At 36.7% G+C, this 17,546-nt stretch carries 19 protein-coding genes; 9 read left to right on the plus strand and 10 right to left on the minus strand.

Annotated elements, in window-relative coordinates; all coding sequences use genetic code 11:
- Positions 1–19 precede the first annotated feature (19 nt).
- Positions 20–1,258 carry an SGNH/GDSL hydrolase family protein gene (locus tag CSB87_RS17315; RefSeq protein WP_006581665.1) on the minus strand — a complete coding sequence of 413 codons (1,239 nt, stop codon included), beginning with the start codon at positions 1,256–1,258 and terminating at the stop codon, positions 20–22.
- A 111-nt stretch (positions 1,259–1,369) separates the two neighbouring features.
- Here CSB87_RS17315 and CSB87_RS17320 point away from each other — a divergent pair, with 111 nt between their 5' ends.
- On the plus strand, positions 1,370–2,275 hold the full coding sequence (locus CSB87_RS17320) for a LysR family transcriptional regulator (RefSeq protein WP_004887683.1): 906 nt from the start codon (positions 1,370–1,372) through the stop codon (positions 2,273–2,275).
- A gap of 1 nt (position 2,276) precedes the next feature.
- Here CSB87_RS17320 and CSB87_RS17325 read toward each other — a convergent pair whose 3' ends face one another.
- Complete coding sequence (locus CSB87_RS17325) at positions 2,277–2,567, minus strand: hypothetical protein (RefSeq protein WP_004709395.1); 291 nt, start codon at positions 2,565–2,567, stop codon at positions 2,277–2,279.
- Between the two features lie 960 nt (positions 2,568–3,527).
- On the opposite strand from CSB87_RS17325, the gene CSB87_RS19905 reads away from it, so the two are divergent.
- The 3 genes from CSB87_RS19905 (at position 3,528) to CSB87_RS17340 (ending at position 4,678) form a co-directional block, all read left to right on the plus strand.
- The gene (locus CSB87_RS19905) at positions 3,528–3,671 is read left to right on the plus strand and encodes a hypothetical protein (protein WP_004887681.1); all 144 of its coding nucleotides are present in this window, start codon (positions 3,528–3,530) and stop codon (positions 3,669–3,671) included.
- A gap of 270 nt (positions 3,672–3,941) precedes the next feature.
- Positions 3,942–4,370, plus strand: coding sequence for a hypothetical protein (locus CSB87_RS17335; RefSeq protein ID WP_001136759.1), 429 nt, complete (start codon positions 3,942–3,944; stop codon positions 4,368–4,370).
- Positions 4,371–4,456: 86 nt separating this feature from the next.
- Positions 4,457–4,678 carry a hypothetical protein gene (locus CSB87_RS17340; protein ID WP_002048363.1) on the plus strand — a complete coding sequence of 74 codons (222 nt, stop codon included), beginning with the start codon at positions 4,457–4,459 and terminating at the stop codon, positions 4,676–4,678.
- Between the two features lie 69 nt (positions 4,679–4,747).
- Here CSB87_RS17340 and surA1 read toward each other — a convergent pair whose 3' ends face one another.
- The 3 genes from surA1 to CSB87_RS17355 all read right to left on the minus strand — a co-directional run bounded on the left by surA1 (position 4,748) and on the right by CSB87_RS17355 (position 6,144).
- Positions 4,748–5,065: a surface antigen protein 1 gene (gene surA1 / locus CSB87_RS17345; RefSeq protein ID WP_002048358.1), complete on the minus strand. Its 318-nt coding sequence runs from the start codon at positions 5,063–5,065 to the stop codon at positions 4,748–4,750.
- Positions 5,066–5,170: 105 nt separating this feature from the next.
- Positions 5,171–5,389: a hypothetical protein gene (locus CSB87_RS17350; RefSeq protein WP_000108361.1), complete on the minus strand. Its 219-nt coding sequence runs from the start codon at positions 5,387–5,389 to the stop codon at positions 5,171–5,173.
- A 275-nt stretch (positions 5,390–5,664) separates the two neighbouring features.
- Positions 5,665–6,144: a CinA family protein gene (locus tag CSB87_RS17355; RefSeq protein WP_004887680.1), complete on the minus strand. Its 480-nt coding sequence runs from the start codon at positions 6,142–6,144 to the stop codon at positions 5,665–5,667.
- A gap of 315 nt (positions 6,145–6,459) precedes the next feature.
- Here CSB87_RS17355 and CSB87_RS17360 point away from each other — a divergent pair, with 315 nt between their 5' ends.
- Together CSB87_RS17360 and katE are read left to right on the plus strand one after the other, a co-directional pair.
- Complete coding sequence (locus CSB87_RS17360; RefSeq protein WP_004887679.1) at positions 6,460–7,869, plus strand: iron-containing redox enzyme family protein; 1,410 nt, start codon at positions 6,460–6,462, stop codon at positions 7,867–7,869.
- A 52-nt stretch (positions 7,870–7,921) separates the two neighbouring features.
- On the plus strand, positions 7,922–10,066 hold the full coding sequence (katE, locus tag CSB87_RS17365; RefSeq protein ID WP_009501073.1) for a catalase HPII: 2,145 nt from the start codon (positions 7,922–7,924) through the stop codon (positions 10,064–10,066).
- Between the two features lie 56 nt (positions 10,067–10,122).
- Here katE and CSB87_RS17370 read toward each other — a convergent pair whose 3' ends face one another.
- Together CSB87_RS17370 and CSB87_RS17375 are read right to left on the minus strand one after the other, a co-directional pair.
- Positions 10,123–11,001 carry an SDR family oxidoreductase gene (locus CSB87_RS17370; RefSeq protein WP_002048314.1) on the minus strand — a complete coding sequence of 293 codons (879 nt, stop codon included), beginning with the start codon at positions 10,999–11,001 and terminating at the stop codon, positions 10,123–10,125.
- A gap of 141 nt (positions 11,002–11,142) precedes the next feature.
- Entirely contained in the window at positions 11,143–11,544 is a 402-nt protein-coding gene (locus CSB87_RS17375; RefSeq protein ID WP_004887676.1) for a DUF6367 family protein, read from the minus strand.
- Positions 11,545–12,029: 485 nt separating this feature from the next.
- Between CSB87_RS17375 and CSB87_RS17385 the strand changes: the two genes are divergently transcribed.
- The gene (locus tag CSB87_RS17385) at positions 12,030–13,196 is read left to right on the plus strand and encodes a KGG domain-containing protein (RefSeq protein ID WP_004887673.1); all 1,167 of its coding nucleotides are present in this window, start codon (positions 12,030–12,032) and stop codon (positions 13,194–13,196) included.
- Between the two features lie 62 nt (positions 13,197–13,258).
- On the opposite strand, the gene CSB87_RS17390 is transcribed toward CSB87_RS17385, so the two are convergent.
- The gene (locus CSB87_RS17390; RefSeq protein WP_004709372.1) at positions 13,259–13,495 is read right to left on the minus strand and encodes a hypothetical protein; all 237 of its coding nucleotides are present in this window, start codon (positions 13,493–13,495) and stop codon (positions 13,259–13,261) included.
- Between the two features lie 282 nt (positions 13,496–13,777).
- Between CSB87_RS17390 and CSB87_RS17395 the strand changes: the two genes are divergently transcribed.
- Positions 13,778–14,389 carry a LexA family protein gene (locus tag CSB87_RS17395; protein WP_001124839.1) on the plus strand — a complete coding sequence of 204 codons (612 nt, stop codon included), beginning with the start codon at positions 13,778–13,780 and terminating at the stop codon, positions 14,387–14,389.
- A 72-nt stretch (positions 14,390–14,461) separates the two neighbouring features.
- On the opposite strand, the gene CSB87_RS17400 is transcribed toward CSB87_RS17395, so the two are convergent.
- Positions 14,462–15,073 (minus strand): LysE family translocator, encoded by a 612-nt coding sequence (locus CSB87_RS17400; protein ID WP_002048382.1) that lies wholly within the window; start codon positions 15,071–15,073, stop codon positions 14,462–14,464.
- A 156-nt stretch (positions 15,074–15,229) separates the two neighbouring features.
- Between CSB87_RS17400 and CSB87_RS17405 the strand changes: the two genes are divergently transcribed.
- Positions 15,230–15,685: an Lrp/AsnC family transcriptional regulator gene (locus CSB87_RS17405; protein ID WP_000376211.1), complete on the plus strand. Its 456-nt coding sequence runs from the start codon at positions 15,230–15,232 to the stop codon at positions 15,683–15,685.
- 58 nt (positions 15,686–15,743) lie between these two features.
- Here CSB87_RS17405 and CSB87_RS17410 read toward each other — a convergent pair whose 3' ends face one another.
- Positions 15,744–17,360 (minus strand): purine-cytosine permease family protein, encoded by a 1,617-nt coding sequence (locus CSB87_RS17410; RefSeq protein WP_004709366.1) that lies wholly within the window; start codon positions 17,358–17,360, stop codon positions 15,744–15,746.
- Positions 17,361–17,546: the final 186 nt, after the last annotated feature.

Here is a 17,546-nt window from a genome sequence, read left to right on the forward strand (position 1 = left end):
TCACCTGATGGGGCAATCATTAATTTTTAGTAATTTGATCTAAATCTACCAATTCCGCCATATGTTGATTGCCACGATCATTAGGATGTAAATGATCTCCAGAATCATAAATGGGATTTAAACGATTGGGATGTTTTGGATCTTTTAAGCCTTCATCAAGATCAAGTACACCATCAAATGTATGACTGGTTCTTATCCAGTGGTTAATGCGCTGACGTAATTGATCTTTGTTGGGTTGATAGTAATTATCTAAAGGCGTATTGGGTAAAGCACCAGAAAACGGAAGTAAAGTTGCACCAATCACCTGAATACCTTGCTTGTGAGCTTCATTTACAACACGCTGATAACCTTTAGTTAAGGCTTCAAAAGAAGGTATTTGCTGTTTAGGAGCAAACGCTGTGCCGGGCCATGAAATATCATTTATACCAATTAAAACGATTAAAGTTTTAACATCTGTATATTGAAATATTTCATTGTTTAAACGTTTTAAAACACTATCGCCCATACCATCGGTAAGCAGTCGATTTCCTGAAATTCCGCTATTAATTACCGCTACTTGATGGGGAGATAAACGCTTAGCCAAAAAATCGGTCCATCTCGTATTCGCATCTAAGGTTGCAGTCGCTCCATCGGTAATTGAGTCTCCAATAACAGCAACCACCCGAGCTTTCTGTTTAGGTTTTACCTCGATTGCAGACAGTAATAATCGTGCTGTTGTAGTTTTTGCATTCGTAGGCGCATTTAAATTTGTTGTCTGATTTCCACTAATGAGCCAACTGGTTTGTTTGGCATCCCAATGAAATGTTTTAAACGTTGTAGGCTTTTGAATAAAGCTATTCACCACCAATTGAGCATGATCGGGAACAGCTAACTTGATTGGATCACTCACCAGTTGTTTGCCAGGTAAAATTTTTGCTTTAAGTTGACCAGAAAAATAAACGGAATAGGTGCTCTTAGATTTTGGAGTTACTGCGTTCGCTAAACCAATCGTTGTTTGATCAATATAAAGCGGTTGCTCGCCATATTGATTGGTAAAAACAAGCCGAACAGCTTCACCACCTAAACTAATTTGGCTTACCTGCCTAATTGTTTGGTTGGATATTTGCTCTGGAATGAGTGTCGGAAAAACGAAATCTTTATTCCAGACTTTTTGAGGGCTAGCAGACCAAGTCGTGATCCATTGGTTATTTGATACTTCTGCTCGTGTAAAGCTTGTAAATAAAACCAAAGAAAATACGGTGGCTTGAGAAAGTTTCATCTCGTGAACTCTTTAAAACAAATTAAAGGTATCTTTAAATAAATTGCTGGCTTGTTATAGCGGGCTAAGCGGAATAAGATTTGTGAATACAATTCATAAATAAATTTTGTTATGTCTTATTTTGATATTAATCGATCTGGCGAGTTGGCAATTTTTATTCGAGTGGTCGAGCTTGGAAGTTTTTCAGCCGTAGCAAGGGCATGTGATATGACGCCGTCTGCAGTCAGTAAGTTAATTTCTCGGTTGGAAAAAAGACTTGGCATCAGACTATTGAACCGTTCAACACGTCAGTTTCAGCTTACCAGTGAAGGGTGTCAGTTTTATGAGCAAGGCCTTCAAATACTCAATAATTTAGATGAACTTGAACAATCTGTTACTGCTCACCATAAACCGCAAGGACGAATTAGGATCCATACCAGCTTTTCATATTGGACTCACTTTTTATTGCCTTGCATTAGTTTGTTTAATCAACGCTATCCGGAAATTGAATTAGAAGCTCATTTGAGTGATGAAGTAATTAATTTAGTTGAACAAAGAATTGATGTTGCGATTCGAACAGGACCTTTGAAAAGCTCCAATTTGGTAGCTCGCTCACTCGGGAGTACACATAAATATTATGTATGTTCACCTACATATATTGAAAAGTATGGTTGTCCCAAACATCCGGATGAGCTACATGCACATCGGCTTTTAGATGTAAGTTATCAACGCCAGAACAAAACCTGGTTATTCAAAAAAGCAACTCAGGAAATTAACTTAACGCCATCTAGAGTTTTAAAAGTAAATCAGGGTGAAGCAATTTTACAGTTAGCAGTGTCAGGTGTTGGTATTGCTCAGCTGAATGAATTTCAAATTCAAAAAGCAATACAGCAAAAGCAACTCATCAAGATTCTTGAAGACTGGAATATTCATGCTTGTGAAGAATTCCATGCTGTCTGGATTGGTCATGATAAATATGTTCCAAATCGTGTTCGCGCATTTTTAGATTTTTTGGTAGAGCATGCTCCTATACAGTAACTCATTGTTTCCTTGCACTAAATTGGCACTGTTGCATAGTTTTATTCATTGTTTCTACAAAATTCATTTTAGTATCAATATTCTGCAAGCTCACTTTTGGTAAGCTTTCTACAAATTGTGGTGAATAGTGCTGCTCTAACGAGCTATAGATACAATTACACTGTGAAAGGTCATGTCCCGCCCCAACACAACGTGTATTAAATTCATTTTTACTCATGGGTCTGCAGCCCATCAGATTTAAAACACTGAGTGTAACAAGGCTCACCAAAACAAAACGATAGAGAAAAAACATTGTTGTTACTCTGCATGGGTTGTTGTTATCGTTAAGTGATGTTGATAGAAGTTCTAATCTTTATGTGGTATTTGAATACTTAAAACTTTTAACCCAAACTTATATAAAAAGGGTAGAAAAAAGATTTAAGTAAACGATTTTTGAACTCTATAGAAAGTTTTTATTTTTGAGAAATGGGTACGATCTCTAAAAATGCTTGAACAAATAAAAAATGCCGAATGTAAGTAAAATCAATAAAAGTACGTAAAAAATATAGAATAGTCATGAGTGACTCCTTGATTAAAAGAAGTTATGCCCACTCATTGCTAATCATTATGGTGGCGAAACGAAAGAGGGTTAGCAGACTGATACCTAAGAAACCAGCACACCCGAAGGTGTCCCACTCTCGTTCCTCCATCAAAGGCACGAGGGGCATCACACCAAAAAACGTGTTTTTTAGTGCACTTAGGTAGACGGTCTGCTAAAACCGACTGACAAAATTGGTCAGCGCGAGCATCATAAGCTGAGCATTGGGGTGGGTCAATTGCAAAAATAAAAGATTGATTTATATAATTTGATATAAATATTTGCCTGTTTTTATTTAGAAAATAGAAAAATTAAAAAATATAATGTGTATATAACTGTTTTTTATTTCACCTTTGGAGTTGCTTTTTAATCTTATATATCAAATATTTATTAATTGTTTATTTGTATAGTATGTCAATGTCATTAATTAGATGTATCGTTTGGCTAAACTATTTAATAATTCGATTTTTATAACCTAGACGATGTAGTATAAACACTGCATGCCAAAAAATAACCAAAATTTCAATTGCAAGAAATGTAATTTTATTAATCATATTTTTGGGTTTTTACAAAAGCTTGCATAATCTACAAAAGTTAAGAGAACCACTGCGGTAGGCCAACATAAGATAATGTTATTCATAAACCTACATTTTAATATTTATAAAGGTGATTTAAATGGTAAGAATATTTTGTGCAGTAAGTATGGTGCTGGCAATTGCTATGGGCATGAGTGCTTGCCAAGACCGTAATTCAAGAAATGATGGCATGCATGGAGCAAGTGATCCAGCGACCTCTCATGATATGAATAAAAACTCGTAATAAATTAGTTTTTACTAAAAAAGCCTACTTTATAAGTGGGCTTTTTTTATCGTTATTTTATCTAAAGAATATAACTTAACAAGTAATCAAATATTTTAAAATAAAATATAAATCAATAATTTATGTTGTTTAAATGACTGGAATTTTTAATGTTACTGAATTGTTGTAAAATGAATATATCTTTTCAAAAAGTTAATAAAACAAACACAATAGCTTACTTATATTCATCCAAAATTCATTTTAGTAATAATGAACTATAAAGGTAAGGATATGCCCCAATATTTAAAAATAGCTGAGAAAATATATCAAAATGTTAAAGAAAAAAAAGGTTTTACAGATGATCCAATGGAAGATCTTAACAACTTGATGATCGAACTCAGACAAGAAATAAAGGGGACAAAGTTAAAGCTTTTATATAATTATATTGATTTTGCCGAAATACTCATAAAGCCCTTGCAAGAGTCAAAAATTAAATTGGATTTAAGTCTTATTCCTAAAAGTAAGAATACTCAAGAATTTGTACTTTGGCTGGCTGGTTTTATTGAGCGAATTACCACAGGGGGCCAAGAGAAATTACCCCCAATTCGAGCTAAAATTACTTTACCCGCCTATGCCTACGAAGAAACTTACCCCTCGCAGAAAAAGCCTGTAAATAATGGGGAAGAAATAATTGAATATTTTAAAAAAAATCAAAGTTGATTTTGAGGAAAGCCTGACCAGATTAACTGAGTCAGGCTTTATGTTTGATAGGACCTTTATGTTTAGTGATATTTAAGGTAGTACGTATGTTTGTATATTTTACAGATGGAACTTGCATTAATGATTCTGAAATTTATGGCGTAAAAGCTAAGCACGAGCAAAATAAATATGTAGTGGAAGTGACTATTAAGCCGACTCATGTACTCACTACAACCGTGAGCGTACAATTTAAGAAAGAAGTTTTTGATGATCCAAATTTAGCAAATCAGTACCTTAATCATAATTTTAATATGCCACCATATTTTTAAAACAATAAAAAAGCCTATTTCCCAGGGCCAATAGGAAATAAGCTTATAGCTTTGGACCAGTTGAGAATGTTACATATCATCCCATGCATCTTTAATCGCTTGTTTAGCGTGTTCCCATTTAAGGCGGGACTCGGCTTTTAGCTCTTCCCATTTTTGCTTTAAGCTACCTTCCATATCTTCAAACTGAGTTCCTTCTTTAGATTCAGAACGAGCCCGATGACCAAGTTCATAAGCTGCAGAAAAATCACGATCATAATCTAGATCTGGTGTAGTTAATTGCGCTTCTTGATAATAAGGACGAGTAAGATAGCTTTCACGCCAGCGAGAGTCAGAATAGTTATGATCGCCAGCTACCAGTTGAGCATGATCTGTATTTTGATCTGTCATCAGAATTCCCTCATATTTTATTGAATTTTATGTTTATATTTTGATTTAGGAAGGTGCTTTCACCTTCCTAAATGATTGACCGCATCAAAGAACAACTAAAAACGATTAGCGTTGTTGGTTGTTATTTGAGTTTTGTTGGCCAGAATCTTTTTGGTTAGATCCTTGTTGTTGGCCGCGGTTATCATTTTGCTGTTGCTGCTGATTATTTTGTTGCTGTTGATCGTTTTGCTGTTGGTTACCGTGTTGCTGTTGATTACGGTTGTCATTTTGCTGTTGTTGCTGCTGATTATTACGTTGATTTGCTTGATTATTAGTAGTGCTCATTTTTTAATACCTCATATCAATTATGACGATGTGTTTTATCTGAGAGCTTCAGATAGGTTTATTAAAACATGTAGATTTTAAATGTGTAGGGTAGGGGTGTTACCCTATATTTAACTGTAAATTTAAAATTTGAATAAATTGCTGATTTTTAATATAAGTAATTTTTTAGAATAAACATTATTAATATGAATGTTTAATAAATTACATTTCAGTACACAACATTTAAAAAAGATAATAAATATGTCTAAATGTATATTTGTTATCTTTTATATAGGTTAAGGTGTTTTTTTATCTAATATAATAAATTTTATATCTTGAGTAATGTAGTAAGTCAACTTTCTAAGCTTTAAAAAAGCTGGTCCTTTTAATACACGCCTAAAATTATAAAAATTATTTTTATAATATATTGAATAAAAGAACGTTCCTACTGGTTTTTCTTGTGTTTCGGAACCCCCTTTTTTGAGTAGACCCGTACATGCAACATACATATCTGCATGTAAAAGCTCTTTTCCTTTATTAATCATTTCAACAGTTACTTGCATTGATTCTGCTGTATATTTTTCAATAAGTTCTTCTGAAATATGTAGGGTATTTTCTTTGACACGAAGATCATAACTCACAAGGCTTCCAATCAATATATCCCCCGAATAAGGGCTCAAAGAGAAGCGGTAAGCCAGATAGCCGGCAGAAGCACTTTCAAAAAAAGCAATTTTAATTTTTTCCTTAGCTAATAATTTACAACATGAATTAAACATTTTAATTCTCCCTTAAATTGTTTTTAAAATGTTATAAAAATATATAACTATTTGCTTTGTTATTTTTTTAATGTTTATAATTTTGATGGTGAAACTAATGTAAGTTTAGATTAAGTTTTGCAAATTTTATATAAAAACAGCAGCTTAAATAATTCTAAAAGTTTAAATGTAATTTTGCGTTAGTAACTATGTTGTTGAAATATTTTAATTTTCAGGTTTGATCTTAATTTTTAATAACGCAAAATAACAAAGTTAAAACTTGATTATAGTTAGGGTGACGTATGGTAATTGATATCTCACAAACGGAGAATGAAAATGCCTGTTGTAGTGAAAAAAAGATTATTAGACTTATTACAAGATAATCAACAAAATTATTATGAATTGTTTGTTTTTTTTCTTGACCCTGATGTTTCAAGTTTTGAGAAAGAGAAAAAGGCAAGAGATTTTCTTATTAAAGAAATAGATAAACTAGAGATGACGGAAATAGATTTTCCTTCAAGTATCGATTCGATTAAAGAATGGTGTGAAAACGATAATAAAAAAAATTGTCAGGAATTTCAGGCATATTTAAATCGTAGACAAGATGGTCATGGTAGAGAGTATTTTCAGAATGTTGCTCAGGCGTTTGAGTTTTTAATAAAGGTATCTCCGACCAAAAAAGTAGATGGTGCTTGGCTATATAGCTCTGTACATTACTGGAATGATCCTGTCTTTCATGAACTTATTATTACTTATCTGGAAGAGCTTGGATTAGGTGAACCGAAAGCGAATCATGTGTGTATCTATGATGATCTTTTACGTAGTCTTGGACTCGACAGTTTCGACCTGCTTTTAGAAGATGATTATTACCATCAAGCCGTAGTACAGCTTGCATTAGGGTATGCACCGCCTGAGTTTATTCCAGAAATTGTTGGTTTTAACTTAGGTTATGAGCAGCTTCCTCTGCATCTTTTAATTTCAAATTATGAGCTTGCTGAATTAGGTATCGATTCTAAATACTTTAATTTACACATTACTATCGACAATATTGACAATGGCCATGCTTATAAAGCGATTAAGGTTATTGAAGATATTTACAATAAATACAGGGATAAAGAGCTCTTCTTTACCAAGTTAAAACAAGGTTTTGCCTTGAATAACCGTGGTGAATCTTCTTCAAATATTATAAAGAATTTAAGTCTTGAAGACTTTGTTCATAAAATTTTGAAAAGAAAAGCACTTGTCGGTCAGTTAATTCATAACGAAACCAGACAGTTTGGCTGCAAAACTATTAATCAATGGTTATCAAACCCCGATGATATTGCAGGATTGATCAATCATTTAACTGAACAGAAATGGATTAAATTTAATACCGACCCTGAACAGAGCGTGTTCTGGCGGATGATTAATGAAGAAAATGGAAAAATGTTTGGGGTATTTAACCCTGTAGAGCGTCAAATTATTCATGACTGGATCGCTGGTAGTGATCATTCTTCTAACTTCTTGGCATACAGCAGAGAACTAAAGAATAGCCAGCGTATTCAAGATTATCTGTTTAGCTATATCTCTGATGGCGAGCTTGATGCACTGCAAGAGCGCGTGCTGCAATCAAGTGATCTTGCAATAAAAATATGCAAACTTACTCCGTTTCTAGCCCCTGATTCTCATCATAAAAGTATTGGTCTTTGGAGTACTCGTAAATACGTAGAACTTCTTTTTCCTTATTTAGGGACGTTTAAAAACTAGTTTGATAAACGTTTTCAACTTCAACCCAAGTTTAACTTTCAAAACATAGGTAATGGACATGAACGACAAAACTAAATTAACTAATAAAACAAGTGAAATGGCTGGTGCCGATGCAGCAAATAAAGCCAATACTACCCAGAAAACTGAACAGTTAGACACAGTAAGAGATGATGCAACCAATGAGGCATTAACCACAAATCAAGGTGTTAAAATAGCTGATAACCAAAATAGCTTAAGAGCGGGTATTCGTGGTTCGACCTTGTTGGAAGATTTTATCTTAAGAGAAAAAATCACCCACTTTGACCATGAGCGTATACCTGAGCGTATTGTGCATGCTCGTGGTGTAGGGGCGCATGGTTATTTTCAGGCTTATGAAGGAAATGAACGTTTGACCAAAGCTGGGTTCTTAACAGACCCAACCATTCAAACTCCAATTTTTGTACGCTTTTCAACAGTGCAAGGGCCGCGTGGTTCAGCCGACACTGTCCGTGATATTCGCGGTTTTGCAATTAAGTTTTATACCCAAGAAGGTAATTTCGACTTAGTTGGTAATAACGCCCCAGTCTTTTTTGTGCAAGACGGTATTAAGTTTCCGGACTTTGTCCATGCAGTAAAACCTGAACCAGATACAGAAATCCCGACTGGTGCAACTGCACATGATACTTTCTGGGATTTTGTGTCTTTAGTACCTGAATCTGCACATGCGGTAATTTGGGCAATGTCAGACCGTGCGATTCCACGTAATTTACGTTCAATTCAAGGGTTTGGTGTGCATACCTTCCGTCTAATTAATGCCGAAGGTAAATCACACTTTGTGAAATTTCACTGGACACCAAAACAAGGTTTAAGTGCGCTCGTATGGGACGAAGCTCAAAAACTTGCTGGTAAAGACCCAGATTTCCACCGTCGTGATCTTTATGAAGCGATTGAGCAAGGTTTTTATCCAGAATGGGAACTCGGGGTGCAGATTGTCGAAGAAGAAGATGAAATGAACTTTGACTTCGATTTGCTTGATCCAACAAAAATTATTCCTGAAGAATTAGTCCCTGTTACGCCAATTGGTCGATTTGTTTTAAACAGAAATGTAGATAACTTCTTTGCTGAAACAGAGCAGGTGGCTTTCTGTCCGGGTCATGTAGTGCCTGGTATTGATTTTACAGATGACCCACTTTTACAAGCACGTCTATTTTCATATACAGATACCCAGTTAAGCCGTTTAGGTGGACCAAACTTTCACCAAATTCCGATTAACAAACCTGTGTGTCCATTCCATAACAATCAACGTGATGGCATTCATCAACATACCATTCATAAAGGTCAAGCTTCATATCAACCAAACTCGATCGATGGAAATTGGCCAGTTGAGACACCGCCAGCAGCATCAAATGGTGGTTTTGAAAGTTATCCTGAAAAAATCAGCGGACATAAACTTCGTCAAAGAAGTGAGACATTTTCTGATTATTTCTCACAGCCTCGACTTTATTACAAAAGCCTTGCGCCGCATGAGCAAAAACATGTGGTCGATGCCTATACTTTTGAGTTAAGTAAAGTTCAAAGAAAACATATTCGTGAGCGCCAAGTTCAACAAATTTTGGCAAATATCGACCTCGATCTGGCACGTCAAGTCGGTGCGAATTTAGGTATTGAAGTGCCGGATTTAACCTTAGATTATAAGAAAACAGCAATTGAAAAATCTGCCAAGTTGTCTTTTTTAGCTTTCCCTCCTGAAGACATTCAAGGTAGAAAAGTCGCTGTGCTTATTCATAATCTTGTGAAGTCAGATACACTTGAAGCAATTAAAAATTGGGCAATTAAAGAAGGTGTAGTTGTTCATTTACTAGCGCCGAGCTTGGCTCCAGTAAAAGACCATAAAGACAATATTATTGTAGCTGATGGTATGCAAATGGCTGAACCTTCAATTGCTTATGATGCTGTAATTGTTCCAGATGGCGATAATTTAAATGCAGTGATGCAAGATGGTGTAGCGCGCCATTATGTACTAGAAGCTTATAAGCATTTAAAACCAATTGCATTTTTAGGCAATAAATCTGATTTGCTTGAACCACTCGGTTTAGTTGCAGATGAAGGAACTTTGGTTGAGGATGAGTTCCAGCATATTGCAGAAAAATTTAAAAATCTGATTAAAGCTCATCGTGTTTGGTCACGAGAACAAATAGCCGCACACGTACCGGCTTAAATAAAAAAGCCCTGAAAGTTGAAGCTTTCAGGGCTTTTTCTAAATGACGTTAGCGCTTAGCCATTAACAATTTGACCGCCATTTACATGAATTACCTGACCCGTAATATAACTTGCATCATCTGAGGCAAGAAAAAGGTAAGCAGGGGCGACTTCACTTGGCTGACCCATGCGACCCATTGGTGTATCTTTACCAAATTTCTCAACCGTTTCTGCATCGAAACTGCTTGGAATGAGAGGAGTCCAAATTGGCCCTGGTGCCACACCATTTACGCGAATACCTTTTTTCTGTTTCATTAAGTTGTTCGACAAGCTACGAGTAAAAGAGGTAATCGCACCTTTAGTACTCGCATAATCGATGAGCTCATCATGACCTTGATAACTGGTAATGCTGGTGGTGTTTATAATACTATCACCTTCTTCCATATAAGGAATCGCTTCTTTGGTTAAATAAAACATGGCAAAAATATTTGTTTTAAATGTTTTTTCTAATTGTTCATTACTAATACTTTCAATTTCTTTTTGCTGATATTGAACTCCAGCATTATTTACTAAAATATTAATTTTTCCAAAATGCTGTAAAACCTTATCAATATTTTGTTTTGCAAGGTCTGCATCGGAAATATCACCTTTTAATAGAAGACAGTGCTGTCCTTCCTTTTCAACAAGTTGTTTGGTGATTTCAGCATCTTGATCCTCTTCAAGATACAGAACTGCAATATCGGCGCCTTCACGGGCAAACAATACGGCAACCGAACGGCCAATACCGCTATCGCCACCGCTAATGACGGCAACTTTGCCTTTTAGTTTCTCACTACCTTTATGAGATGCTTTAATGATTTCTGGTTCAGGATGCATCTTCTCCTGATCGCCTGGCTGATGAGGTTGAACTTGTGCTGGAACTGCTGTTGGATACTCATTTGTTGTATTTTCCATGTCTAGACTACCTCTATTTAAATTTCAGTCCCTTTATAGTGATTAATATGCACGTGAATATAAGTAAATAGTCTTTTTTAAAAAGTTGTCTTTGTTATTTTATATATAAGGATGTAAAAAAATATAACATCTAAATTTTTATTAAATAATATCCAATAATTTAACCTTGTTTTTATCAATCATACTTTCAATAATTGATCGATTACCTGTATCCTCTAACCAATTTTCTATAGGTATATAATCCGATAAATCTAAAATTTCTTTTATTACGGTTTCTGCTTCTACTATAGATTTTAATTCTGGTTTATTTTTAGCTACTAAATTATCAAATGGTTCTTTTATATCTTCTTTCTCAATATTTTTTGATTTAATAATATGTAAATCTCTTTGGAAAGGATGGCTTGCATGAGGTGGATCTAATCTATAGCTCCATTCTTGGTTATAATCTTGCCAAATATTTTTAATTTGTATATTACTAAGTAAAATTTCAGGTACAGAAATATGAATGTATTGTAGCGATGACTGAGTTTGAGGTAATTGCATGATTCATCTCTCATAAATATTATATTTTAATTTTAAATCTTGATTTTGCTCACTCAAGTAAATTTTTTCTGAAAAAGTAATTGATTATGTTATTGTTTTTAAATAATTTTAATTGTATTTTTTATTTGTTTCTTCAATTGTTAAGATGTTTTTGTTTATTATTGATTTGTACATTGTGAAAGTTTATGTTATTCACATTGATCTTTTAAAGGCATTTGTAAAAATATATTATTATGTAGGATTGAGTAATAATAAGTATGGCCAGTATTTAAAAAGTAAAACTATAGAATATTTTATAAATATTTTAATTGATAAAATCTTTATTTAAATAATCATCTTAGAGTTTTTTACGTATTTTAATTTATATACATTTAAAAAGGTTGAAACATAGCATAGGTATAAAAATATTTTAAATCTCTTATCTTAAATTTATCCGTTCAACAAAAGCGGTAGCTACTATAATTTAAATATAGGAAGATATAACTATGGCTAATACTAGATATGAAGATCACGATAACAATAGTTCAGGTACTTCAAATCGTGGATTTGCAAGTATGGATCCTGAAAGAGTAAGAGAAATAGCCAGTAAAGGTGGGCGTGCTGCGCATGCAAGTGGTAATGCACATGAATTTACTTCAGAAGAAGCTCGTGAAGCTGGTCGAGCTGCACACGCTAGTGGTAATGCACATGAATTTACCTCGGAAGAGGCTCGTGAAGCTGGTGCTTTAAGTCATAAGAATGATGATCGCAATGGTCGCGGTCGCAGCCGTTATGACGATGACGAAGATGATGATCGCGGTCGTTCAGGTGGCCGAGGCCGTAGCCGCAGTCGTTACGATGACGACGAAGATGATGATCGCGGTGGTCGTTCGAGTGGCCGAGGCCGTGGTCGCAATCGTGATGACGATGACGAAGATGATGATCGCGGTCGTTCAAGTGGCCGAGGTCGTGGTCGTAGCCGTTATGATGACGACGATGAAGATGACGATCGCGGTCGTTCAAGTGGCCGAGGTCGTGGTCGCAGCCGTTATGATGAAGACGATGAAGACGATGATCGTGGCCGTTCAGGTGGCCGAGGCCGTGGTCGCAGCCGTCGTGACGATGATGACGAAGATGATGATCGCGGTCGTTCAAGTGGCCGAGGTCGTGGTCGCAGCCGTTATGATGACGACGATGAAGATGATGATCGTGGCCGTTCAGGTGGCCGAGGTCGTGGTCGCAGCCGTCGTGACGATGATGAAGATGATGATCGTGGCCGTTCAAGTGGCCGAGGTCGTGGTCGCAGCCGTTATGACGATGACGAAGATGATGATCGTGGCCGTTCAAGTGGTCGAGGTCGTGGTCGCAGCCGTCGTGACGATGATGACGAAGATGATGATCGCGGTCGTTCAAGTGGCCGAGGTCGTGGTCGCAGCCGTTATGACGACGACGAAGATGATGATCGTGGCCGTTCAAGTGGCCGAGGCCGTGGTCGCAGCCGTGATGACGACGATGACGACGATGATCGTGGTCGTTCAAGTAGCCGAGGTCGTGGCCGTAGCCGTTATGATGACGATGACGATGACGATGATGATCGACGTGGTCGTTCAGATGGCCGTGGACAAAACTCTCGTAATCAAAAACGCGATGCTTATGGACGCTTTACGTCTTAAGCAACCAGTTTTTGAGAATAAAGGAGGCATTATGCCTCCTTTATTTTTTATTATTTTTAAACTTATGAATGAGTAAGAGGGTGTAGGCCTTTTACAATATCTGTAAATTCTGAGCCGTTTATCCAAAAAGATTTCTTTAAAAATAATGTCGTCATAATACTTTCGGCTGCTTCACTTTCCGGATTTTCACAGAAAATTCCATAGCTTTCGCCTAATACCGCATCATTTTCAATAAGACGGATATAGTAGGCATGTTGTTCATTCGCATAACCTAAAACTGCATCACGTTGATTTTTCATTTCGCATGTCTCCATACCAAAAACTGAATCTAACTCATATTTAAGTGTTCAGAATTTCATTGATAAAAATCAAAACAGTCAGTAATAAGGACTATTTCACAATAGGTTTTGATTCTCTTCAAATTACCATTTTTGTTTTAACATCCCTGTTAAAAGCAAAATGGATTAAAATCTGATCATGAAATTTATTGTTATGCAAAAAAAATATTTCGTCAACTTGAAAATGTAACTTTTTCAAGTTACATTGTTTGTGTAGGATTTGAACGGTGAAATGGAGGCGATATGCCAAAGAAGAAAGAATTCGAGCATGGCGGTGCACGGGAAAACGCCGGCCGTAAAGCACAGTTCAATGAACCCACCAAAGTGATTCGTGTTCCTGAGTCTCAAGTCAACTTTATCAAAAATTGGTTACTGAATAATGTCAAAACCGATAACCAGACAGATTTCACCTCAAAACTAAAAATACAGCAGGTGCATCCGAACAACGATAAAATTTACCATATCCCTTTGGCGACAGAACGCGTGGCTGCGGGTTTTCCATCGCCAGCACAAGATGATATTGAACAAGCACTCGACTTAAATGAGTACTTAATTAGAAATGAAAATGCCACCTTTATTGTCAAAGCCAATTCGTTGTCCATGTTAGATGCCGGAATTGATATTGATGATCCGCTTATTGTGGACCGTAGTATTCCTGCTAAATCGGGCGATATTGTGATTGCACTTATCGACAATGATTTCACTGTTAAGCGCTTAATGATTGATACCCAATTTCAACCTCCTAAAGTGTGGCTAAAAGCAGAAAATCCTGATTATCAAAATATTTATATTGAAGAGGGGCAAGAACTGGTGATTTGGGGCGTTGTGACGTATAACCTCAAACGTATGAGATAAATTTTTCTTATATTTTATTATTCATGTTACTGACCTGAAATGGAGGCCAGTAACTTTTTGCTGAATATCTTTTTAAATTTGCCCAATCAATAAACATGTAGCGATAACGACCATCAAACCACCTGAAAAACGGCCGACTAACTGTGCTGCCTGCGGTCTGGTTTTCAAAATGGCCTCCGAACCATAACCCACCATTAAGTAAATAATGGCGCAGCTAATCATGTGGACAACACCAAAGGCAAGAATTTGAGTTGTCACTGACCATGAAGCAGTGGTGTCAATGAATTGAGGAAGCAAGGCTAAAAAGAGTAAAAAAACTTTCGGGTTTAAGCCACTCACATAAACACCTTTAGTTGCCCAGCTCAACCATGACTGAGCCTTTTCAGAACCAGACTGATTTGGAGTAGGAGGGGTAAGTAATAAGTTTATTCCCATCCATAACAAATAAGCAGAACCCGCCACAGTAAGAATCATCAAAGCAGTTGGGTTATTTGCTACAAGCAGACCAACACCAGCCGCTACCAATAAAATCGTAATAAAGTGCCCAAATAGCATACCTGCAACAGCGGGTACGACGACTTTACCCTTAATACCTGCCGAAATGGCATAGGCCCAGTCTGCCCCTGGTGTAATAATAAAAAGAATAGAGACACTCCAAAATGCAATAAAAATATTAAAAGCCATATACTTATCTCGGCAAACTATTTTCCAAAGGTTTCGCCCGTGGTTTAGAAAAAATCCCTATTTATTCGAGCTTGTTGAAAATAATATGCTCATGTATTTAGAATGTGCTTTTAAATGTTTGCTCATATCACATACATTTGGGGTAAATTTTTCTAAATGGATCGCACAGATAAAAAGATTCTTGCTGAATTGCAATTAAATGGCCGATTATCTATCACTGAATTGGCAGAAAAAGTTGGTTTGAGCATTTCACCTTGTCACAGACGAGTGAAGGCTTTAGAAGAGTCGGGAGCTATCAAAGGCTATCGGGCAGAACTCGACCCAAACTTAGTCGGTTTTGAGTTTTCAGCGATTGTTTTTATTACGCTTAAAGAAGGTGATAAACAGGCAGTAGAGAAGTTTGAAAATGCCGTAATTGATATCCCGCAAATTATTCAGGCCCAACGCTTATTTGGTGAACCAGATTATTTGCTACATGTGGTCGCTAAAGATTTGCCGGCTTTTCAGCGTTTGTACGATGAAAAATTATCTGCTATTCCAAGTGTGCAAAGGCTCATCTCAACCATTGTGATGAAAGATGTAGTGCCTGAACGTTTATTTCCGATTGGCTAAGAATCATCAGATATAAAAAAAGAAGCTTTAAAGCTTCTTTTTTTAATTGGTAAGGGAGTTAAGCATCGAGTGTTTTACACAAAGAACAAATTGTACCGTTATGTTTGTGAGAGAACATAATATCTGGACGCTCATAGCCTTGCTCACATACGCGGCAGTGATAAACAGTTGCTACTGGTGTACCTTCAGCATCGTAACGTGGTTCTTTAACGCCATCATCGTGTGACTTGATGTAGTATTTTCCTTTGGTTAGTAGGCCCATGATTGGTGTTAATACAAAGGCAAGTACAAGCGCAATAATTGGAGAGTAAGGCGCTAGGAAACTACCCAGTAAGCCGAAGAATGCTGCAATTGATAAGCCTGCTGATACAAGGAACGCAACCATACCAACAGGGTTTACGTTGTAGAGCATGTCACGGCGGTATTCCGGTTCTTTTGGTGAAAGTTTTAAAACATATTTGTTGATCGAAATATCTGTTGCAACCACCACCACCCAAGCAATCGCAAAGTTTGAATAGAATCCTAAGATTTTACCCAATACCGCAAACATGTTGCCTTCCATCAAAGCAAGCGCAATTGCCAAGTTTACGATCACAAAGACAATACGCCCCGGATAATGTTTGCTAATACGAGTGTAGGCACTTGTCCATGCAAGGGAACCAGAGTAAGCATTGGTCACATTAATTTTAATTTGAGAAATAACCACTAAAATAACCGCGAGTGTTAAAGCAGCCCAACCCGGAAGCATGTCATGAAACGCTGCATTAAACTGTTGAACAGGTTCAGTGCTGTTTACGCCCGGTATTTTAGTAAGTAAATAGAATCCTAAAAATGCTCCAATAATTTGTTTGATTGCCCCTAAAATCACCCAACCCGGACCTGCTGAAATAACTGCTGCCCACCATGCTTTGCTATTTTCTTTTGTTTTTGCAGGCATGAAGCGTAGGTAGTCAATTTGTTCACCAATTTGCATGATTAAAGATAAGCATATACCCGCACCGAGCATAATCGCTGCCATATCTACAGGTGCAAAACCTTCATGACCTGTAAACGTTGCAAACTGGCTAACTAAGGTAGGTTCTTGGTAAATCAGATAGGCTACAGGACCAATCATTAGAACGAGCCAAAGTGGGGTAGTCCAGACTTGTAATTTACTTAAAGCTTTCATGCCGTAAATGACGAGTGGAATGACCATAATGGTTGAGATGAGATAACCTGCCCAAAGCGGAATACCTAAACCGAGCAATAACCCTTGCGCCATGATTGAACCTTCAAGGGCAAAGAAAATAAATGTGAAACTGGCGAAAATGATACTGGTAAGAACCGAACCGATGTAACCGAAACCTGCGCCGCGGGTAATCAAGTCAAGGTCGATGTTATAGCGCGCTGCGTAATAGGCTAAAGGAATGCCGGTTAAGAAGATAATAATCGCTGCAAATAAAATGGAGAAAACAGCATTGGTTGTTCCGTAAGACATACCAATACTGGCACCAATAGAAAAGTCAGCAAGATAGGCAATACCACCAAGTGCAGTAATAGCGACAACTTTGGGACTCCAGCGCCGAAAGCTGTGTGGAGCATAACGTAAAGTATAATCTTCTAAGGTTTCATTCACTGCTTTTTGTGAATCTGTACCTTGCACAGTGTCCAGATTTGGATGTTCAGATACACTCATAACATCAATCTCCCAATCATTTTCGGTCAATCAACACAAATATTGATCATTGTTTTTTGATGGATTTGAGTGTGTGATTTTTGGGAAAAATTGAAAATACGTTATTTTGCGTATATGTGCGTATTAGAAAAAATCGCCATGATAAATGACTTTTGGCATAAGGATTGCTGGGTTTAATGCAGCCAC

Source organism: Acinetobacter sp. AR_0276 (assembly GCF_003000705.1).
Classification (GTDB): domain Bacteria; phylum Pseudomonadota; class Gammaproteobacteria; order Pseudomonadales; family Moraxellaceae; genus Acinetobacter; species Acinetobacter nosocomialis.

Coding starts and splice junctions, on each gene's coding strand:
- CSB87_RS17395 (WP_001124839.1), top strand. CDS start 13,778: ATGCCAAAGAAGAAAGAATTCGAGCATGGCGGTGCACGGGAAAACGCC.
- CSB87_RS17370 (WP_002048314.1), bottom strand. CDS start 11,001: ATGGAAAATACAACAAATGAGTATCCAACAGCAGTTCCAGCACAAGTT.
- CSB87_RS17350 (WP_000108361.1), bottom strand. CDS start 5,389: ATGAGCACTACTAATAATCAAGCAAATCAACGTAATAATCAGCAGCAA.
- CSB87_RS17400 (WP_002048382.1), bottom strand. CDS start 15,073: ATGGCTTTTAATATTTTTATTGCATTTTGGAGTGTCTCTATTCTTTTT.
- CSB87_RS17375 (WP_004887676.1), bottom strand. CDS start 11,544: ATGCAATTACCTCAAACTCAGTCATCGCTACAATACATTCATATTTCT.
- CSB87_RS17360 (WP_004887679.1), top strand. CDS start 6,460: ATGCCTGTTGTAGTGAAAAAAAGATTATTAGACTTATTACAAGATAAT.
- CSB87_RS17390 (WP_004709372.1), bottom strand. CDS start 13,495: ATGAAAAATCAACGTGATGCAGTTTTAGGTTATGCGAATGAACAACAT.
- CSB87_RS17385 (WP_004887673.1), top strand. CDS start 12,030: ATGGCTAATACTAGATATGAAGATCACGATAACAATAGTTCAGGTACT.
- CSB87_RS17340 (WP_002048363.1), top strand. CDS start 4,457: ATGTTTGTATATTTTACAGATGGAACTTGCATTAATGATTCTGAAATT.
- CSB87_RS17410 (WP_004709366.1), bottom strand. CDS start 17,360: ATGAGTGTATCTGAACATCCAAATCTGGACACTGTGCAAGGTACAGAT.
- surA1 (WP_002048358.1), bottom strand. CDS start 5,065: ATGACAGATCAAAATACAGATCATGCTCAACTGGTAGCTGGCGATCAT.
- CSB87_RS17315 (WP_006581665.1), bottom strand. CDS start 1,258: ATGAAACTTTCTCAAGCCACCGTATTTTCTTTGGTTTTATTTACAAGC.
- CSB87_RS17355 (WP_004887680.1), bottom strand. CDS start 6,144: ATGTTTAATTCATGTTGTAAATTATTAGCTAAGGAAAAAATTAAAATT.
- CSB87_RS17335 (WP_001136759.1), top strand. CDS start 3,942: ATGCCCCAATATTTAAAAATAGCTGAGAAAATATATCAAAATGTTAAA.
- CSB87_RS17405 (WP_000376211.1), top strand. CDS start 15,230: ATGGATCGCACAGATAAAAAGATTCTTGCTGAATTGCAATTAAATGGC.
- CSB87_RS19905 (WP_004887681.1), top strand. CDS start 3,528: ATGGTAAGAATATTTTGTGCAGTAAGTATGGTGCTGGCAATTGCTATG.
- CSB87_RS17320 (WP_004887683.1), top strand. CDS start 1,370: ATGTCTTATTTTGATATTAATCGATCTGGCGAGTTGGCAATTTTTATT.
- CSB87_RS17325 (WP_004709395.1), bottom strand. CDS start 2,567: ATGTTTTTTCTCTATCGTTTTGTTTTGGTGAGCCTTGTTACACTCAGT.
- katE (WP_009501073.1), top strand. CDS start 7,922: ATGGACATGAACGACAAAACTAAATTAACTAATAAAACAAGTGAAATG.